We start from the raw sequence: 19,061 nt of genomic DNA on the forward strand, positions 1-19,061 counted from the left end.
ATCGGCCGGAGGGGGATCGCCCGGCCTGCACAAGCCTGACTGACTTGGGAGACCGGACATCCTTCGCCGGCGCGGAAGGCCGGGGAGACCGGCCTATCCGGCGGCGTAGCCGCGCACCCTGGCCCGCGCGGGGGCGGAGCCCCTAGCCTCTTGCTGGCGCCTGTCGGCACGACATGGATATGCCCGCGTCCATCTGTGCAGGTTGGCTTCGCCCTGCCACTATTCAGGCCATGACGCGCCGCTCGATTCCGAAGGCCACCGAAACCGCAGTGCTTCTGAAGTCGCGGCGGCGCTGCTGCATCTGTTTCGGACTGAGCCGCGATCTTGGACTCAAGCCCGGCCAGATCGCGCACCTCAATCAGCGGAATGACGACCCGAGCGAGGACAACCTCGCGTATCTCTGTCTCGAGCATCACGACGAGTACGACAGCCGGACAAGTCAGCGAAAAGGCCTCGTCGAAGCTGAGGTGAGAGCCTATCGCGATGAGCTCTATGCGCGTCTGGCTGAGGTCCTCAGCCTGCCGGTCCATTTCGGAGAACTGCGCATCCCACCGCAGGACCCCCATGCAGGCGTGTGGATCCGCGTCGGAAGTGGAACGGACACCGCAGAACTTTCCCTCACCCCCATCGCAGACAGCCCGGAAGGCGACGCGCGCTACGCGATCACGGGCGAGGCCCTGTGGGGCTCGCACCGCGAGTATGGTCCAAACATCGGCGAGACCGCTTTCGTCGGAGCCCTGCGCAATGGCGTGATCGAGGTGTTCGAGCCGAGGCGGGGCGATGAGGTTCACATGATCCGTCTGACCTTCGACGGCGGCGTTCTATCGGTCGATGAGGACAACGAACTCGGCCTTTACGGCATGAACGTGAGCTTCCGGGGAACCTATGAACGAGCCCGCTGACGAGCCGGATCATGCCGGTACGCGCAAGCGCGTCATCGGCGCCGGCCTGCTGGCCGTCGCCGCGGCCGGCATCTCCCTGCTCATTCCCCTCGCCTTTCCGGATCTCGATGTCCCACTGGCGCGCGGCCTGTTGCTCGGCGTCGGGGCCATCATGTTGGTCGGCCTGGTGCTCTTCTGGGCCAACTGGCGGGCTCGCGGGAAAACAACGGAGCCTCCGGTCAATCGCCGCTGGAGAGCGGTCGGTTTCGGTCAGGGCTGGATCGAAATCCGCGTCCGCACCAACTCGGGCGGCGAGTTCGTCGTGTCGGCCAACCCTGGCGCCGGGGCAGACAAGATCAGTTTCGACATCAGTTTGACTGGGCAAAGGGGGGCGCGTCGAACGGACACGGTCGAGGTGGTGCTGGAAGTGGACGACCAACTCTTCGAACTGGACCTTCCGGATGACGGAGGACGATCGTTCAGCATCCACGCCATCCAGTGGCGAGAGGTCGAACACCTTCGTCAGATCGTGGCGGCTTTCCGCAAGGGCTCGTCGCTCCGGGTGTCCGTGCCCGCAGTCGGATTGGCGACCCGGTTCACCCTCGAAGGCGCGTTCGACGCGCTTCAGGAGGTCGAGGATCTCGGATCCATCGTGGACTAGCTCGTGAAGCCAGCCACGGCCCGAGCCTCAGCCGGCGATCCGGACGGCGATCGGGCAGTGGTCCGAGGGGTGCTCATCCTCGGGCACTCCCCCGTAGGCGTATTCCTCGAACGAACCAGCGACCGTCCGCTCCGACGCGCGAACGCCGGTAGCGATGAAGTCGATATACTCGCGGTAGCGCACCTTGCAGCCCGCCGGTCGATTTCCGGATGTTAGCGTCAACATCGAGCCCGCAGGCTCGCCGTCGTTCAGGTCCGCGAGGAAAGCGTCTCCGGCTCCGGCCAGACGGCGGTTCCAGTCGCCGAGGACGACGAAGGCCGCGTCTTCGCGAGCCCGAGCCTCGATCCAGCCTTCCAGGATGGGGAGCTGGTCGAAGAGCACCGGGCAGTCCGGGTCGGCGGGGTCGCGACCGGCGTTGCATCCTGATTTCAGATGCACGGCCAGGAGGCGGACCGGCCGCCCCCTCGACACGGTGATGTCCACGCCCCACCGCAAGTCCGGATTGCCCAGCGCCAGGGCGCTGACATCCGGGTTGCGTGTCCAGGGGATGCCCTTGCGGATGGCGAAGCCCACGGCCTGGTTCTGGATGAAGAGACCGGGCCGCCCCCGGCATTCGCCGCTGCGCGTACTGGGTGGCCGACCTGACATCACCACGTCGTAGACCGCAGGATCGAAGACCCTCTCGGCCGCGGCGCGGTTCTGAACCTCCTGGAAGGCGACCACATCGGCGCCCAGCGCGATCGCGTGCTCACGCAGACGGGCGTAGTCGGGTTCGGTGCGCGGTGCGCACCCTTCCCCATCCCGTTCGGCCAGATGCTCCAGATTCCAGCTCGCGACCTTCAGCGCGTCGCTCTCACGCGACGGCGTCCAACCGGCGCAGCTCGCCAGAAGGGTGGCTGAAAGAGAGAGCGCGATCAGGGATTTCATCGCCGGGATCCTTTTCCGGAAAGGGTGCGGCCCGGCCGACGGCGGGTCGGCGCAGGGCCGCAGCCGGCGGCGAGGTCGGTCGCCAACCGGCGATCCCGCGTAGAGCATCAGATCGATTCTCGCGATCTCGCAGGCCCGTCCGGGCCTTAACATTGCGCCTGGTCGGCGAGACTGTAGGCTAGGCGGCGACGGGTTCCGGGATGATAGGAGCCGATCTGGAGCCGGGGGACGTTCACACGTCGGCGGCGGCCGGTTCCGAAACACCGGGCTTCTTCACAGAAGTTCCAGGCCCGTCCCCCATTCGTCCTGAACGAGGATCGCTATGGCCGAAGAGTTCTCCAGCGAGGAAGCGGAGGTCTATGCCGACCTGGCCGAACGGGCCGGCGTCGTGGCCCGCCGCATCCTCGCGGAACGCGGCCTCGTCTATCTCGACGATCTCGATCCTGAAGCGGCTCGTGAGGTTCTGAGGGCGGCCTGGCGCTGCGCCGCCGAAGACCGCTTTCCCGGTCAGGACATCGCCGAGCTGCACGAAGAGATCGACGCCATGGTCGAGAGCCTGATCATGACGCCGGCCAGACCCGAGGGCCTGGCGCTGCATTGAACGCCGCCTGTCGTCAGGCGTCCGTCGGTTTCGGCAGCAGCTCGCGATAGGGTTCGCCGCGTCCGCCGGCCTCCGCCCGTGACAGGACCCGGGTCTCGAACTGCGAAGAGACCTGAAGCTGGATCTCCCGGTAGCGCATCCCGTCCTGAAGGGAGGCGCATTTCACCTTCACCCCGGACAGGCTGCCGAGCCAGTTGTCAGTCTGGACCGTGACGAGGCCGGGCTGCCCCTCCGGCGCCGTGGCTTCGGCCGCCATCCGGTCGAGCGTCTGATCGAGATCATCACGGGTCATGCGACGGCCATAGGCGGAGTCGGTCTCGGTCATCCACCTCGAGCCCGGCCGCGAGATACGTCAGTTTTGGTCGCACCCCGTTCAGGCCCGTCTTGTCGCCGGAGGCGAAGCGGCGTCAGGTTCGGCGTGATGTCCCGTCGGAAGGATCACAGTGAGTTTCTGGGGTTCCGCAAGGAGCTGGCCTATGGCCTGCGCGATGGCGTCCACGTGTCCATCCGCGATGTCGAGCGCGGCGCGGCTTGCCGGTGCATCTGCCCGGCCTGTGGCGGCGAACTCGTAGCGCACAAGGGGGACATCCTCGTCCACCACTTCGCTCACGCCGGCTCCGGCGAAAGCTGCGGAACCGGTCTGGAGACCAACGCGCACCTCTGGGCCAAACAGGCCCTGGGCGCCCATCTCTGGATACGGCTGCCACCTTTGGTGGCCCAGGGCGGCGGCCTCGCCAGACAGGTCCATCGGGGTCAGGACTTCACCTTCCTCAAGGCCGAGCTGGAGAAGCGTGCCGGCGAGATCGTCCCCGACGTCGAGCTCACGGCGCTTGATGGACGGCGTCTTATAGTGGAGGTGCTGGTGACCCACGCCTGCGGACCGGAGAAGATCGCACGGATCCGCGCCGGAGGCGTTTCTGCGATCGAGGTGGACCTGTCGGCCTGGAAGGATTGCGACGACGCCGAAGAGGTCGCCCAGGCCTTACTGACCAAGGCGCCGCGGGTCTGGCTCTTCAATCCCAGGCTCGACGAGGTCGGGGCCCTGCTCGCCAGCGAAGCCGAAGCGCGGGCGCGAGCGGAGGCGGCACGGCAAAAGGAGGGCGGCCAACGGCTGGTCGCCCGCATCCGCAAAGCCCCCGTCCGTCGGCCGCGTGAGCTGGAGCTGATGCGCGCCGAGCTGGTCCATCTGGGCTACGGGCGGCTGGTCGGTGGCGCCAGGCCCGGCGACGGCTTCATCGTGCCGGCGCATCTGTGGAAAGCCGCCGCCCTGTCCCGGCTCGTCGCGCGCGCGCTCGATGGCTGGCCGGTCGATCAGGTGACTCCGGAAATGCTTCTGGGTCTGATCCGGGACTGCCTCTGGAGCGATGATCGTCCGCCCCGGCAGAGAGCGAGCCTGGAGGCGCTGAGGTCGGCTGTGCCCGGCTTCCGACCTCCCAGCGAAGCGATGCAGGCCTTTATGGACGACCTGCAGAGCGAAGGGCTCCTGTTGTATCGCAAGGGCGATCATCGCCTGTCGCCCGCGCTCATCGAACGGGTTCGATCCGACCGGGACGCTCGCCGCGCCGCCGCGGCGGCCGAGGCGGCGCGGCTGCGGCGGGAGACGGATGTCCAGGCCCGACTGGAACGCCTGTTCGCTCTGGCTGACCAGCCGACGGAGGACGACGCCTTTTCCCTGGCGGCGTGGACTCGCAATCCGCCGATCGCCCCCGGACGAAGCCTGGCCGATCTTGTGATGGCCGGCGACGCCGACTGGCGCGCGCTTCTCTCCGGCCTCTCGGCCATCGAGCGGATGCTGGCGGGGGGTGCGCTGACGGATGAACTCCTCGGCCTGCCGTTCGAGGAGCGGCTCGAGGAGGGCCGGCGGCAGGCCGCGTGGATCGCGGCCCAGGAACGGGCGGCCCAGGAAGAGGCCGAACGTCGCGCCAGAGCGGGGCGGGTGGTCGCTATTCGAGAGGCGGCCTGGGCCGCCCTGAACGGTGAGGCCGAAGGCTGGCTCTCATCCCCCTTGGCGCCGGGCGCCGCCTGCGCGATCAGGATGTCCGAGCAATCCGACGAGGGCCTTGGCGCCGCGCTGGGCGCCCTCAGGCGCCATGTCGCGGAACTGGAGGAGGCCGCCCGCAAGGCCATGGTCATCGGGGGCTTTCAGGCTCGGCTTCGGCAGGCCGCCGGGGCAAGCTTCGAGCCCGCCCGCGCCGAGTTCTTCCTCAACAACCGGCGCCCCGAACTCGGCATGGCGACCCCTCTGGCGCACTGTGTCGACGAGCGCAGCCTGCGGGAGGCGATGAGCCTTCTCGGAAGCCGGTCCAAACGATAGGAAGCTGCATCCTCATAAGTCGTCAAAATTGACGACTTACCTTGTAGAATTCTCGATAACTCGTCACCTATGACGAATTATCGATGATCCACCTAACCACTCATAATTCGTCATTGTTGACGAATTAACTCTCGGAATGGTAGATAACTCGTCGAAAGTGACGAATTATGAAGATCACCAATCTTACCACGGATCAGACGGTTCTGGCCGAACTCGGCCGAAGAACGGCCGACTATCGACTGCAACGTCATATGACCCAGTCGCAGTTTGCAGAAGCCGCGGGCGTGTCCAAGAGCACCGTTGAGCGTCTCGAAGCGGGCGAGTCCGTCCAGCTCATCAATCTCATCCGGGCCCTGCGCGTCCTCGACAAGCTTGCGGCCTTCGATCGCTTCCTGCCGGAGGCTCCGGCCAATCCCGTCGATCTTCTGGAGCGCCACGGCAAGACCCGACAGCGCGCCCGGCCGGACGCCCGACCGGACGAGGACGCCGGTCAGCCCTGGCGTTGGGGAGACGACGCATGACCCTCGCCGCCGTCAATCTATGGGGGCGCCGCATCGGCGCCGTCTCGCTGGCCGAGGGCGCCGATGTCGCGACCTTCGCCTATGAACCGGCCTTCGTGCGCTCCCAGATCGAGGTGGCGCCGCTGTTCATGCCGCTCGGCGACCGCATCTACAGCTTTCCGGGTCTGAACCCCGAGAGTTTCTACGGCCTGCCGGGCCTGCTCGCCGACGCCCTGCCCGACCGCTACGGCCACACCCTGATCGACGCCTGGCTGGCGACCCAGGGCCGGACGCCAGACAGCTTCGATGCCGTGGAGCGGCTCTGCTACATGGGCGCACGCGGCATGGGCGCACTGGAGTTCACACCGGCGGCGGGGCCCCGCACTCGCAAGTCGGAACGGATCCACGTCGAGAGCCTCGTTCAGTTGGCCTCGGAGGTGCTCAGCAATCGCAACACCCTGCAGGTGTCCTTCGCCGACCCGGATAAGGCCGCCGCCCTGCATGAAATCCTGCAGGTCGGCACTTCGGCCGGCGGCGCCCGCGCCAAGGCGGTGATCGCCTGGAACCCGGAGACGAACGAGGTCCGCTCCGGCCAGGTCGAGGCCGGAGACGGTTTCGGCTACTGGCTCCTCAAGTTTGACGGGGTCAGCAACAACAAGGACCGGGGATTGGCCGACCCCCAGGGCTACGGCGCCGTGGAGTTCGCCTATTCGGAAATGGCCAAGGCGGCCGGGATCGCGATGACGGACTGCCGGCTCCTTCCCGAGGGCGGACGCCGTCACTTCATGACCCGGCGGTTCGACCGCACGGAGGCCGGGGGCAAGCTGCATATGCAGTCGCTCGCGGCCCTTGCCCACTACGACTACTGCAGCCCCGACAGCTACACCTATGAGCAGGCCTTCCAGGTCATGCGGCGGCTGGGTCTGCCGATGGACCAGATGGAGGAGCTGTTCCGGCGCATGACGTTCAACGTCGTGGCCCGGAACCAGGACGACCACGTCAAGAACATCGCCTTCCTGATGGATCGCGAAGGCGTCTGGTCGCTCGCCCCCGCCTATGACGTGACCTGGGCGATGGATCCGACGAACAAGTGGCTCCGGCAGCACCAGATGTCGGTCAATGGCCGCCGTGACGACTTCACCCGCGCCGACCTCGAGGCCTGCGCGGCCACGGCGTCGATCAACGCGGCCCGCGCCCGCGCCATCATCGACGAGGTGGTGGCCACCGTCGCCGACTGGCCGAGGTTCGCGGCCGAAGCCGAAGTCGACGAAGCCATGCGCAAGTCCATCGATCCCAGTCTGCGCATGGACATCTAGGCTCGCCGAAACCGGCATCGCCAGAGATCACACATGCGCGGCGCGGCGCCCGCGCGACTTCAGGGGCAGGAAAGGGAGGCGTTGAGTTGAGCGACGCGGAAACGTCGGACGAAGCCGCGGAGCAACCGGAAGGCTCCGGCGGCCACGCCCTAGCCGGCTACGAGTATCAGATGAATGCCTCGGTCTGGATCGCTCTGGATCTGATGGTCGCGCGCCGCCTGACCGGCGAACTCGTGCTTGAACCCAAGGGCGACGAAGACCTCGAGGCCGAACTGGCCGAGACCGACCCAGGCGTCGTCGCCGGCAAGGCGACGGTCGAGGGTTATCAGATGATCGTCCAGGCGAAACGCCGCACGGGCGACGCCTGGACCGTGGCCGGCGTCCGCGCCCTGCTCCAGCATGGTGGTCCGACTCGGGTGTCAGCGGCGACACGCCTCGAACAGCCCAACGCCCGCTATGTGCTCGTCACGAGCGCGGCCCTCAACGGCGGCGCGCGCGACCTTCAGGTTCGCCGGACCGGTGCTTGGCCCAAGGCCGCGGACATACCCTCCACGATCGCGGACATCCTACCCGAGAACGCAGCCGGCCGCGTCGCCATCGTCGGGGCTATTGACGACGAGAAACTCGAACGAGAGATCAAGGATCTGCTGATCGAGCGTTGCCGCGTACCGTTCGACGATTGGCGCGCCTGCCTTCGCGATCTGCGGGACGCCGCCCGGCTGCGCATCCAGGGCGTGGCGGGCGGCGTCTGGAGCCGCAGCGAGGTCGAGGAGACCATTCGCGCCCATGGCGGTTATCTGGCGGCCAGCCCGACGCTGGACCGGTATGTCCACCCCACCAACTGGGGGGCGCTGAAAACCCTGATGAAGACCCATGGCGCGGCCGTGATCGTGGGGCAATCAGGCACCGGCAAGACCGAGGCGACACGCAAGCTCTACGAGGAGCTCCGGGCCGAGATCCCCGGCCTCAAGCGCGTGGTGATCACCCAGGGCCCTGAACAGCTGGCCACCGACACCACCACCGGCCCGGTGCTCTACGATATCGAGGATCCCTGGGGGCGGGTCGATTTCGACCCGTCGCGCCGGCGCTGGACCAATCAGCTGCCGGGCTTCTTCAGCGAGGCGCGTCATGATCGGCTTTTCATCGCGACATCCCGCAAGGACGTGATCCAGGATGCCGGCGCGCTGGAGGGACTGGAGGCATGGCGCTTCGATCTGGAGGCGGAGAATTACGGCTGGCAGGAGCGCATCCAGCTGTACCGATCCCGCATCGATCTGTTGCCGCGCCGGCTGCGTCCGCTCGCGATCCAGAACATCGGTCGGGTGCTGTCCGAGATCGGATTGCCCCTCGAAATCCAGAAATTCTTCGACGCCCTGCAGATGCTCGACCGCATCGATCCCGACAATCCGCATGGGTTGGTGACCGACGCGATCAGCAAGGCCCACCAGAACGCGATCGAGGCCACGGTCCAGGAACAGATCGAGCAACGTGGAGAGATTGCGGCCGCGGCGGTCCTGTGGGGCATGCTGAAGGCGGCGGACAAATTGTCTCTCGCCCTGCTGCCCGACATCGAGGATGGGTTGGCCGCACGGCACCCGCCGCTCGGGAACGGCGTGCAGCCCCTGATCAATTTCTTCACTGCCGCACGCAATCTGCGACCCGGCGAAGGTGTCACCGCCTACTATCACCACCGTGTCGAGGCGGGGATCGCGCGCGCGCTCGCCGGAAAGCGTATGCAGGCCCGCCATGCGTTGCGCGCCCTCGTCGAGTATCTCGTGTCGACCGACAGTCCGGACATCGAGTGGGGCGCAGAAGCGTCTGCACGGATCATCGCCGCCGCGGCTCGGACGGACCTCAGGTTTGTCGCGCCGGACAATGCGCGGATCCTGATCGACGCCTGGATTGATCGTCGCCTGACCGACGAAACCAGCAAGACGTTCGCGGACGACCTGCGCCTCGCAGCCAATGCGGGTTCGGACGCAAGCATCGCCTCTGAGGCTGCACGGTTTATCCTCCACCGCCCCGACCCCGATTTCGGCGGGTTCCATCGCTGGGGTCAGCAGGACCATGACGAGGCCTGGTACGAGCGTATGCGCGGGGATCCGAGAGCGGCGTCGATCCTCGGTCGGTTCGTCCGCGAGGTGCTGCCGGTCGACCGGGACGATTACCCGACACACTTCGTCGACGCCGTCGAACGCTTCGCGCCGGACCTGACGGCCGACTACCTCACGGCGGCGAGATTGATGGTCGGGATGGGGCTGACAGAAGCCTCGGGCACCGTCGCAAAGGGCGCGATGCGCGACCTCGGCGGGTTCGAGGAGATCGTCAGCACCGCCGTCGAAGTGCGTGAGCCGACCCAGGCGGATCGCGAGGCGGCCGAGACCGAGCGGCTCGCGATGGAGAACGGCGTCTATCCGGACGACTACGGGGATTTCGCCGACCATGACGAAGGCTGGACCGCCGGCGTCTTCCTCTCGGAATACGTCAGCCATGTCCGCGAGACGCTCGGCTGGCGGCGTGTCAGCCAACACCCCCATGCGCCGGGTCTGCGCTATTATTGGCTCCTCGACATGTCCCGCGACGTTCGGACGACGGCGCTAGACCCGGACGAGGTGAACGGGGCCGCCGCAGCCGCGCTCGGCACGGACGAGGAAGGCCTGCTGTGGTTTGTCGTCTCGAACGCCTGGGACGAGCGTTACCACGCGTCACTCGCAGCGCGCGTCCGTGACGGCCATCCAGAGCGAAATGTCCGCCGCCCCGCCCTGGCCTGCCTGGTCGCCCACGCCCACGATGAACTTCCCCGCATCGTCGCGGAACTCGAACGCCGTGGCCTGGCCGCGCGCATCGTCGAAATCGCCATCGATCTGGCCGAAGTCAGCGAGCGGCCAAGGCGCAAGGAGAGCGGAACGGACGATGTCGCGCGCGTCAAGGCCATGCTGCCGGCTTCCGTGGCAGGACTGATCGAGGCTTCGCTCGCCCTCTCGCTGGACGAGACGCCGGCCTTTGCCGATGAGAGCCTGACCCTGCTGCGCTCCGCCAGAGGGGGAAGCGCAGCGGTTCACCGGCTGCGCGTCGAGGCGTCCGCGTTCGTCGATCTGGACGTCGCAGACGACATCCAGTGGCTGCTCGCCAGGACGGATGCGGACGCGGCCGCAGATGCAGGGATCGCGATCGACGCCGCCATCAGGCAGGGAATGGCGGAGGTGGTCGACACAGCCCTCGAACATCCCTTCGCGCGGGTCAGCACGACAGCCTTCGAGGCCATCGTCGCCGATGCGCCGCCGCCGCTCGAAGCGCGCTTCCTGGCCAGGGCCAACAGCAACTCCAGCATCGTGCTGAAGTCGCTGGTCGGGCAGTTGGCGAGGGACGCTCATCCGACCCACGCGGAAACGCTGGTCAGGCTCGCTGGCGACACCTGGTCGTCGAGCATTCACTACGAGGATGAGGATTCCACCTACCCGATCGCCCGGCAGGCGGTCGCCGCGCTCGCGGCCTACTCGCCGCTCGACAGGACCTGGATCGGCCGTCTCTACGACATTGCGATCGAAACCAGGGACCAGACCCTTCGCGCCTCGATCTTCTCTCTCCTGATCGCAACGGGCGCCGAGGAGGAGCAGCGACGTGTCATGGACCTCGCCATCGCGCCCGGGCGAGGCCTCATTCGCAGGACCGCCGCCTATGCTCTCATGTATGGCTACGACCGGATCGGGCCCAACCTGGCGGCCAGCGTCGACGCCGACGTCCTGCGACGAACAGGGGCCGCCATCGCCGCGCCTCTCGCATTCCTTCTGGGTCTCGCCGGCGACCCGGCCACCGCCCTGGTGACGGCGCGCGGCGTCGCGGCCTCCCAACGTCGGAGGATCATGGTGGCGCCCCTGATCTACGGCATGGCGAAGCGGGATCCGGCCACCGCCGAGGCTATGGCCGCGCTGCTTCCACCCGGCCATGTCGCCGTGGCCCGCGCCCTGGGTGACGAGACGATCATCCTCGACGACAAGGCCGTCGAGGATCTCGGGGAACCTGTGGTGTGCGGCGAGGTCATTCGGCTCCTCAACCCTCCCCCCAAGCGCAGGTGACGACGCCCATGGAGAAGCCGCCTTTCGACCTGATGCAATTGTACGGGAAGTTCAGCGCCAACCGGGATGCCTCACTGAACGACCCCGAGACCAGGGCGGCCTTCGATTTGCATGTGGGCCAGCAGCTCGACGTGGGCCTCGGCATGCCGGCCCTGCTTCAGGGCCAGCGCGTCGAAGCGATGTTCGAAGCCCTGATGATCGCCCTCGGGGGATGCCGGATGATCAAGGCCGAGGACGGCGGCAAGGTCTGGCCGGAGGCCGACTTCCGGGTGCCGGATTTTCGGCTGGTGCTGAAGAACGGCGCGCAGTGGCTGGTCGAGGTCAAGAACGTCTACTGCGAGGATCCCGGCGAACAGCGCAAGAAGATCATGACCGCCGCCTACCGCCGCCCGATGGAGGCCTATGCCAACGCCACCGGCGCCGAGCTGAAGTTGGCGGTCTTCTGGGCGCGGTGGTCGATCTGGACGCTGGTCACCCCGTCCAGGCTCGTCGCCGAAGACGAGGATCTCGAGCTGGACATGGTCACGGCTATGACCGTCAACGAACTCTCGGAGCTCGGCGATGAGGGGATCAGCACCTGCGGACCACTGGTGATGCGGTTGACCGCCAATCCCGACCAACCACACTTCATCGACGAGAAGGGCATCGCGCAGTTCATCGTCGGCAAGGCTCAGGTCTTCAGCCAGGATCGGGAGCTTCTGGATCCGGTCGATCAACAGATCGCCTGGATCCTGATGAACTTCGGGCAGTGGTCGGTCGAAGGCCCTCTCGCGGTGATGGACGGAGAGCGGCTGCTGGGTGTGGAGTTTGTCCATGAGCCGGAGGAAGCGGCCGAACAAGGGTTCGACCATGTCGGCACTCTCAGTCGGATGTTCGCCCGTTACTATGCCAATCATACGCTGGAAGAGCGCGCCGTCGTCCGGCTCGCTGCGCCGCCTAACCCGGAGCTTTTCGCCCCCTTCAGGGAGGTCCAGAACAGCGAGGCCCTTCCGCTCTGGCGCATTCGCATCGCTCCCAACTATGACGGTCTCGCCGGACGGTCGGCCACCAGCCATCAAGGCGACGAGGAGAAGAGATGACGACGCGCTCAACCGATGGGACCATCGTTCTCAATCTCCTGCGGGGCGCCGTCCCCGAGCGTGCTGACGAGATCTCCAGGCTGTGGCGTGCACATGGCCATGAGGTCGACGTGGTCCCGAACTCGGTGGGTTCGACGATGGAGGCGACGAGCAAGCGTATTCGGTTCGACACCAAGACCATCGACTTCTTCTGGCTGATCGGGTTCAGCGCCTGGCGCGCGATCGAGGTCTATGCGCCGGCCCTGACCGTCGCGACCCTGACCGGCGCGACAGTCGACGCTGCGCTTGGGATTGATGACGAACGCGGACGCTTCGAGCAGGATTTCAAGTCGCGGATCGCAAGCGCCAGGGCGCTTCTGGACTCCGCTGAAACCTCCGAGATCGAATGGCCTGACGACCTGCCCCAGCCGACGGCCGATCGCGAAAGCCTCCCTACCAGCCAGGACCAGGCCGTGTTCGACCTGGTCGCCCTGGCGTTGGCCTTTGCCCTTCTTCACGAGTTCAAGCACGTTCAGGCGCGCGCGACCGAACACGCGCACCAAACGCCCGAGGGAGAACGTCAGCCCGCCTCCGAGGAAGAGATGGCATGTGATATCTGGGCGCGTGACTACATGACGTCGGGGCTTGCCATATACGCTAGGGAGAACGGCTGGAGCCACGCGCAGGTTCTTCAGAAGCGGGCGGCGGGCATCGCGTTTGCCGCGGTGGCGATCCACGCGATGACACCGAGACATGCCCACTGGGGCGGTGGCGACTATCCGCCCATCGGATCTCGACTGGAGGCGATGATCGGTGGCTACAATCTGCCTGACGAGTCACCGTTTTGGGTGATCACGGCCTGCCTGCTGGTCTCGCTCATGCGCCAGGATGGGCGGAGGCTGGGCTATACCGGAACCTCGTACCGTGAACTTGCGACCGGAATTCTCGAGGATTTGCGCTAACGGGGGACAGACTGGGGAGGGCCGACGGGCGCGACCGGCCCTTCAATGTTTGGAGGCGTCTTCCTCCAGCATCGCGACAATGAAGTCCGGAGGCGGCTCCAGCGGTTCATCGCTCCAGCCGTGGACCTCCACCTGGGCCTGCACAAGGCCGCTGACGCCGACCATCACCTCGTCGAAGACCTCGAGGCATCGCACGATCAGGGCGTCGGTCATGTAAAAGGCCCAGGGCTCTCCGCCGGTCGTCGCTGCGCTGAACCAGCTCTCCCAGCGTTTGTTGCCGATCTGCCGCTGGAACTTCGCCCTTTTCTCGACAGGCCATTCCAGGCCGTTGTGGAACATGTTGTTGCGATAAAGCATGAGCGCTTCGAACACGGCGTGGAAATCGCTCGGGAGCCGTTTGACCAGGCCGCTCATCGTGGCGAGCTGACGCACGCCGCCGAGCAGGTCCGACTTTGGACCGCCGTCCTCGGTAAAGCAGATCTGCGCGTTCCACAGGTCGGCATGACCGGCGCCCGCGCGGGCGAGACGGTCCGCTTGGCCTACCGGCCAGGGTCGCTCGCCGATCCGGGCGAAGATCCGAACGAGCATGGATTCAAACAGAGGCGCCAGCATGCCGGCGGCCGCCATCGCGTGCGCCGCGTGCTGGTAGACAGAGAAGTGCATGTGGTCGACCGACAGGTCCACCAGATGTTCCGCGTGGTCGCCCATAGCGCCTCGGGCCCGCGCCTCGAGGTCCTCTATCTGTTGGGACAGTTCGCCGTCGGCCTTGTCCAGACGCGCCAGGAGCTCTTCGATTGCTCGCACCTGCGTGCGATAGTCGAGATCCGCCCCCAACAGGTAGTCCGCGTCGTCCCAGCCATCGAACCTGTACCTCGGCCTCTTGCCCGGCTGATCCGTCATCGCCGCCTCCCTCGGGCCCCTTGGTGTCCACGGCCGTAGTGCAGCAGGTCGAGTGCCTCCTGCCTAGACCGCGCGTGTCGCGCGCCGGCTCGGCGCATCGATCAGGGTCCCGGGCAGGGCGTGGACAGCAACGCGCGCCGCCTGCACCTCGAGTTTGCGCAACGCCGCGCGGGATCCCCCGCTCAGCCTGGCCTGATCCGGATGCTCGGCCATCAGGTCATCGAGCAAGGTCCGGCTGGTGCTGTTGAGCCAACGGCTGAGCTCCGCGCTGGATCGCTTTCCACGCCCCACGCAAGAGCCGATCAGGAACCGCGAGAGCTTCTCCTGCTGGGCTCTCAGGTGATCCCGCATCAACTTGGAGCGGGTGATGTAGCCGGCGTTCACGCCCGGCAGGGAGTGATTCATCAGCAAGTGCATATCGACCTCGGACACCTCGGCCGCCTGGCCGAGCGTTCGATAGGTCTGGCGCAGGTCGTTCCCCCAATGGCTGAGAACCGCGCGGTCCTCCTTGTGTTCGACCAGATGGCCGCACGGCGCGTCACTGGGGAACAGCCACTCGCGCCCGCTCTGCGGATAGATGATCGGGGCGATGCGGCGCAGGCGGAAGATGCACTCCATCATCGCGCGCGACAGCGGGATGTCGAAGGCCTTCATTTCTCCGCCCTTGGGCTTGCTCATGCGCATGACCCGGTTTCGGAGGTCCAGATCGGTCACCCTGACGTTCTTGAGCACTTCCGGGCGAGAGCCGGACAGGAGCGTCATCAGGTGGAATTCGCGACGGACAGGGTTGGCGATCAGGGCCAGTTGCTCGAACCAGGCCGGCAGATCTGTGACCCCCATGGCCGTGTCCTTGCGATGCTCCGGATTCCAGTCGACGCCGCTGACCGGGTTCTCGCGCGGCAAGGCTTTGCAGGTCTTCTTGGCGTGATTGTAGACCGAGCGGAAACTGCGCATGGCGCCGTTGGCGATCGCCGGTCCGTTCGCCGAGGTGATCGTGTCATGCCGGTTTGCGAGAAGCATGGGGTCGTCGCCAAGCTCGGACAGCGGGCGGTCGAGCCAGTCGACGAACAGCCGCTCCATGTGATCGGTGTAGCTCCGCACCGTTCCGGGGGCGCGCTTCTTGCGTTCGAGGTGGGACGCCTTGAAACGCAACCATGCCTCACGAAGCGTGGGTACGCCGTCGGCTGACGCGATCATTATGCCGGAACCGTCTCCAGCACCCCCTGCCCGCAGCTTCGGCGCCCTGGGTGGTCGCGGGTCGTCGCCCTTCTCGATCCGACCGATCAGGATCTTGGCGTTGGCGCGGGCGTCCCGCGCGGACGTTTCGCCGACCTCGCCGACCTTCATTCGGATAGAGGTCCTGGATTTGCCGGTCCTCAGATCGGCCTGAATCATGAAACTCTTCGTCCGGCTTCCGATCAGGACGAAGAAGCCGGCGAGCTCTGTGTCGCGGACGCGATACTGGCCGGATTTGGCGTAGGCGAGGCCCGCGATCGCGCGGTCGGTGAGGGTGAGACGAGGGTCGGCCATGTGCTGACTTTTTGGCGTTTAGAACGGTGATTTAGAACGGCGTTTAGAACGGTGAAATTGACCTGCCGGGTTATCAGCGGATCGTTTCTCCGACGTACGCCAGTCTACGCCAAAACAAGAAAATGTCTAATTAAATCAATCGTGTAATATCGCGATATAGCGTGCATCCGGCGGGGTTCGGAAAGCGCCAAATCGGCATCTCTTAATCAGCGGGTCGTAGGTTCGAACCCTACATCACCCACCATCGTCTTTCCCTAGCTTCCCAACAGCCTCTTGGATTTCGCGCGGCGTGGCTTAAATGCCGATGCCTGCCGCTGAACGGAATCCGACCTATGGCCGACTACGACTACGACCTCTTCGTCATCGGCGCCGGTTCAGGCGGGGTGCGAGCGGCGCGGCTGACGGCGCTGGACGGCAAGAAGGTCGCGGTCGCCGAGGAATATCGGGTCGGCGGCACCTGCGTCATTCGTGGCTGTGTGCCCAAGAAGTTCATGGTCATGGCGTCCGAGGTCAGCCACGCGCTCGAGATCGCCGAGGGCTACGGCTGGTCGTTCGACAATGCGAAGTTCGACTGGCCCACCTTCCTTGAAGCCAAGGATGTCGAAATCGCGCGCCTGTCCGGCATCTATGCCGCCAATCTGGGCAAGGCCGGGGTCGAACTGGTCCACGGGCGGGCGGTTCTGAAAGACGCCCATACTGTGGAGATCGTCGGCAAGGATCGCACAATCACCGCCGAAAAGATTCTGATCGCCACGGGCGGCCGCCCGTGGAAGCCGGAAGAGCTACCTGGCATTGAGCACGCCATCACGTCCGAAGAAGCCTTCCACCTTCCGGAACTGCCTAAGCGCATCCTGATCGCGGGCGGCGGCTATATCGCGGTGGAGTTCGCCGGCATCTTCGCGGGCCTGGGCGTCGAGACGACACTGATCTATCGCGGCCCCAACATCCTGCGCGGCTTCGACGACGATGTGCGCGCGCACCTGGCCGGAGAGATCGAAAAGCGCGGCATCAAGGTCATTCTCGGCTGCCAGCACGAGAAGATCGAAAAGACTGACACCGGCCTGGTCAATCACCTCGAAAACGGGATGAAGCTGGAGACGGACGTGGTCATGTTCGCCACCGGCCGCATCCCTTACGTCAAGGATTTGGGGCTGGAGAGCGCAGGCGTCGAGCTGGATGAAGCGGGCGCCATCAAGGTTGATCCCCATTCCAGGACGACGGCCGACAATATCTGGGCCCTCGGCGACGTCACCGACCGGATGAACCTGACGCCCGTCGCCATCCGCGAAGCCGTCGCCTTCCATCAGACCGTCTATCGCGACAATCCCCAGCACTTCGACTACGAGGCCGTGGCTACCGCCGTCTTCAGCCAGCCGCCGGTCGGGGTCGTGGGCCTCAGCGAGGCGGAGGCCCGTCGCTCCTGCTCGAACGGCGTCGATGTCTATGTCACTCGGTTCCGGCCGATGAAATACGCCTTCACCGGCTCGGATGAGCGGGTGCTGATGAAGCTGGTGGTCGATGCCGACAGCCAGCGGGTGGTCGGCGTCCATATCGTCGGCCCCGACAGCCCCGAGATGATTCAGCTGGCCGCCATCGCGGTAAAGGCCGGCTTGACCAAGGCGCAGTGGGACGCCACATGCGCCGTTCACCCCACCATGGCCGAAGAGCTGGTCACGCTGAAGGAGAAGCAGTCGGGCGCGACCTCCGCCGGCTGACGCTTGCCCTCAGGGCCTGGGCCGCTCGCGGAACCGCTCGAGCAGGTCCAGCCGGGCGCTGAAGGGCACGGGCGTCACGGCCGGTCCCCGATTGCCGAAGTTCATCAGCCGGGTGTCCACACGGGTCGCCGTAGGCCAGCGCGGCCGTCCAACGCCGTTGGGATCGCCCGAGCGCGCGAATGCGGTCCAATAGCCCATCATGGCCTCCGACGCCTTTCGGTCCCGATCCTCGACCGGATACGGCAGGGTGTTCAACGTGCCGAAAACATAGGGCCGCTCGATCGCATGGGTCGCGCCGCCATGCGGCTCGGGATTCTGCGGCGACGAGATATCGAACCGATAGAGCCAGGCCGGATGGCCTGCCTTGGCATGCAGCCGCGCCAGCATCCGGGCCGGCTCGGAGAACACCAGATCCGTGATCGCCAGCTTGTCGAACGCCTCCAGCCCGCCATAGGCCTGAACGGCGTCGGCGCGCTCGAGCCAGGTCATGTCGTCATCGATCTGACCATAGCCGTTGCGATCCGTGGGCCGCATCCACCAGAATTCAGCGCTGTTGCTGCCGATGATGAAGGGCACCGGGGCCTGCCGACCCGCCTTGAACGCCGCCTCGACGGTGGACGGCACGATCCGCCCGTCGATCAGCGTCAGGTCGCCGTTGGCGAAGACCGGAGGCGGCGTCAGGAACAGATCGGCCGGCGCCGCGCGCAAATCCGCCGCCGTCCTCAATCCGGCGCCATAGGCCCAGACCTCGCCGCGCTCCCGCGCTGAAGGCGCGCCATAGGGGCCCTTGCGGTCCAGCGGCGTCTGCAACTCCCGCCCCAGGCCGGACTGAACGATCGCCCGATCGAACAGACCGCGCGCCGGCGGCGAGATCATCAGCCGCGTGACGATCGCCCCGCCTGCCGATTCGCCGAAGATGGTCACGTTCTTGGGGTCGCCGCCAAAGGCCGCGATATTGGCGCGCACCCATTTCAGCGCCGCCGTCACGTCCATCAGGCCGTAATTAGCCGCCGCCTCGCCCGCCGGCCGCTCGGCCGCCAGCGCCGGATGATCGAAGAAGCCCAGCCGCCCCAGCCGATAGTTCAGCGTCACCACGACCATGCCGCGCTTGGCCAGGTTCGTTCCGTCATACAGCGGCGCGGTTCCCGACCCGTTGACCAAGCCGCCCCCATGAATCCAGACCATGACCGGGGCGGGTTGAGCCGCACTGATGGGCCGCCAGACGTTCAGGTTCAGGCAATCCTCGCTCATCGGCAAGGGACCGACGCCGGGGTCGCCGTTCGGCGGCGCCTGGATGCACAGCGGACCATAGGCCGAGGCGTCGCGCTGGCCCTGCCAGGTCGGCGCGGGGCCGGGCGGTCGCCAACGCCGCTCGGCCGTCGGCGGCGCGGCGTAGGGAATATTCTTGAACGCAGCCACATCGGCATCCGCGCGTCCGTTCAGGACGCCCTGCGGAATGCGGACGGTGGGCTGGTCGGCTGCGGGCGCCATCATGAGCGAGAGGGTGGCGAAAACGCCGGCGATTGTCATGCGCGCTGATTAGCAAATTACGGCGGCGCGCCAATCATCTTGCGATCACAGATCACGACACACGGTGAGAGAACCGATTTCGATGTGGCG

15 protein-coding genes are annotated in these 19,061 nt (G+C 66.2%); 10 read left to right on the plus strand and 5 right to left on the minus strand.

Annotated features, from left to right (window positions below; all coding sequences use genetic code 11):
* Positions 1 to 179: 179 nt before the first annotated feature.
* Both BVE01S_RS06420 and BVE01S_RS06425 read left to right on the plus strand, forming a co-directional pair.
* Entirely contained in the window at positions 180 to 902 is a 723-nt protein-coding gene (locus BVE01S_RS06420) for a hypothetical protein (protein WP_157076436.1), read from the plus strand.
* The gene (locus BVE01S_RS06425) at positions 886 to 1,542 is read left to right on the plus strand and encodes a YfjT/YkfB family phage-associated protein (protein WP_066625675.1); all 657 of its coding nucleotides are present in this window, start codon (positions 886 to 888) and stop codon (positions 1,540 to 1,542) included. Before BVE01S_RS06420 ends, BVE01S_RS06425 begins: the two co-directional genes overlap by 17 nt.
* Before the next feature lie 27 nt (positions 1,543 to 1,569).
* Here BVE01S_RS06425 and BVE01S_RS06430 read toward each other — a convergent pair whose 3' ends face one another.
* Positions 1,570 to 2,469, minus strand: a complete 900-nt coding sequence (locus BVE01S_RS06430) for an endonuclease/exonuclease/phosphatase family protein (protein ID WP_066625677.1) — start codon at positions 2,467 to 2,469, stop codon at positions 1,570 to 1,572.
* A gap of 322 nt (positions 2,470 to 2,791) precedes the next feature.
* Here BVE01S_RS06430 and BVE01S_RS06435 point away from each other — a divergent pair, with 322 nt between their 5' ends.
* A complete protein-coding gene (locus tag BVE01S_RS06435) occupies positions 2,792 to 3,070 on the plus strand; it encodes a hypothetical protein (RefSeq protein ID WP_066625679.1) in 279 nt (92 codons plus the stop codon).
* 13 nt (positions 3,071 to 3,083) lie between these two features.
* Here BVE01S_RS06435 and BVE01S_RS06440 read toward each other — a convergent pair whose 3' ends face one another.
* Positions 3,084 to 3,395: a hypothetical protein gene (locus tag BVE01S_RS06440; RefSeq protein WP_066625681.1), complete on the minus strand. Its 312-nt coding sequence runs from the start codon at positions 3,393 to 3,395 to the stop codon at positions 3,084 to 3,086.
* Positions 3,396 to 3,569: 174 nt separating this feature from the next.
* Here BVE01S_RS06440 and BVE01S_RS06445 point away from each other — a divergent pair, with 174 nt between their 5' ends.
* From BVE01S_RS06445 to BVE01S_RS06470, 6 genes are all read left to right on the plus strand, one after another.
* Positions 3,570 to 5,384: a competence protein CoiA family protein gene (locus BVE01S_RS06445; RefSeq protein WP_157076437.1), complete on the plus strand. Its 1,815-nt coding sequence runs from the start codon at positions 3,570 to 3,572 to the stop codon at positions 5,382 to 5,384.
* Between the two features lie 167 nt (positions 5,385 to 5,551).
* Entirely contained in the window at positions 5,552 to 5,905 is a 354-nt protein-coding gene (locus BVE01S_RS06450; protein WP_066625688.1) for a helix-turn-helix domain-containing protein, read from the plus strand.
* The gene (locus BVE01S_RS06455) at positions 5,902 to 7,200 is read left to right on the plus strand and encodes a type II toxin-antitoxin system HipA family toxin (protein ID WP_066625691.1); all 1,299 of its coding nucleotides are present in this window, start codon (positions 5,902 to 5,904) and stop codon (positions 7,198 to 7,200) included. Before BVE01S_RS06450 ends, BVE01S_RS06455 begins: the two co-directional genes overlap by 4 nt.
* 203 nt (positions 7,201 to 7,403) lie before the next feature.
* A complete protein-coding gene (locus BVE01S_RS06460) occupies positions 7,404 to 11,276 on the plus strand; it encodes an nSTAND3 domain-containing NTPase (RefSeq protein ID WP_157076438.1) in 3,873 nt (1,290 codons plus the stop codon).
* Between the two features lie 8 nt (positions 11,277 to 11,284).
* A complete protein-coding gene (locus BVE01S_RS06465) occupies positions 11,285 to 12,355 on the plus strand; it encodes a hypothetical protein (RefSeq protein WP_066625703.1) in 1,071 nt (356 codons plus the stop codon).
* A complete protein-coding gene (locus BVE01S_RS06470) occupies positions 12,352 to 13,296 on the plus strand; it encodes a phage exclusion protein Lit family protein (RefSeq protein WP_066625706.1) in 945 nt (314 codons plus the stop codon). Before BVE01S_RS06465 ends, BVE01S_RS06470 begins: the two co-directional genes overlap by 4 nt.
* Before the next feature lie 42 nt (positions 13,297 to 13,338).
* Here the strand turns inward: BVE01S_RS06470 and BVE01S_RS06475 are convergent, their stop codons facing one another.
* Both BVE01S_RS06475 and BVE01S_RS06480 read right to left on the minus strand, forming a co-directional pair.
* Positions 13,339 to 14,196 carry a hypothetical protein gene (locus BVE01S_RS06475; protein WP_066625709.1) on the minus strand — a complete coding sequence of 286 codons (858 nt, stop codon included), beginning with the start codon at positions 14,194 to 14,196 and terminating at the stop codon, positions 13,339 to 13,341.
* A gap of 63 nt (positions 14,197 to 14,259) precedes the next feature.
* Positions 14,260 to 15,726, minus strand: a complete 1,467-nt coding sequence (locus BVE01S_RS06480; RefSeq protein WP_084375318.1) for an integrase arm-type DNA-binding domain-containing protein — start codon at positions 15,724 to 15,726, stop codon at positions 14,260 to 14,262.
* 332 nt (positions 15,727 to 16,058) lie between these two features.
* Here BVE01S_RS06480 and gor point away from each other — a divergent pair, with 332 nt between their 5' ends.
* A complete protein-coding gene (gene gor, locus BVE01S_RS06485) occupies positions 16,059 to 17,441 on the plus strand; it encodes a glutathione-disulfide reductase (protein ID WP_066625710.1) in 1,383 nt (460 codons plus the stop codon).
* 9 nt (positions 17,442 to 17,450) lie between these two features.
* Here the strand turns inward: gor and BVE01S_RS06490 are convergent, their stop codons facing one another.
* On the minus strand, positions 17,451 to 18,971 hold the full coding sequence (locus BVE01S_RS06490; protein WP_066625712.1) for a carboxylesterase/lipase family protein: 1,521 nt from the start codon (positions 18,969 to 18,971) through the stop codon (positions 17,451 to 17,453).
* Positions 18,972 to 19,061: the final 90 nt, after the last annotated feature.

Origin of the sequence: Brevundimonas vesicularis NBRC 12165 (assembly GCF_001592205.1) — a bacterium.
Classification (GTDB): Bacteria; Pseudomonadota; Alphaproteobacteria; order Caulobacterales; family Caulobacteraceae; genus Brevundimonas; species Brevundimonas vesicularis.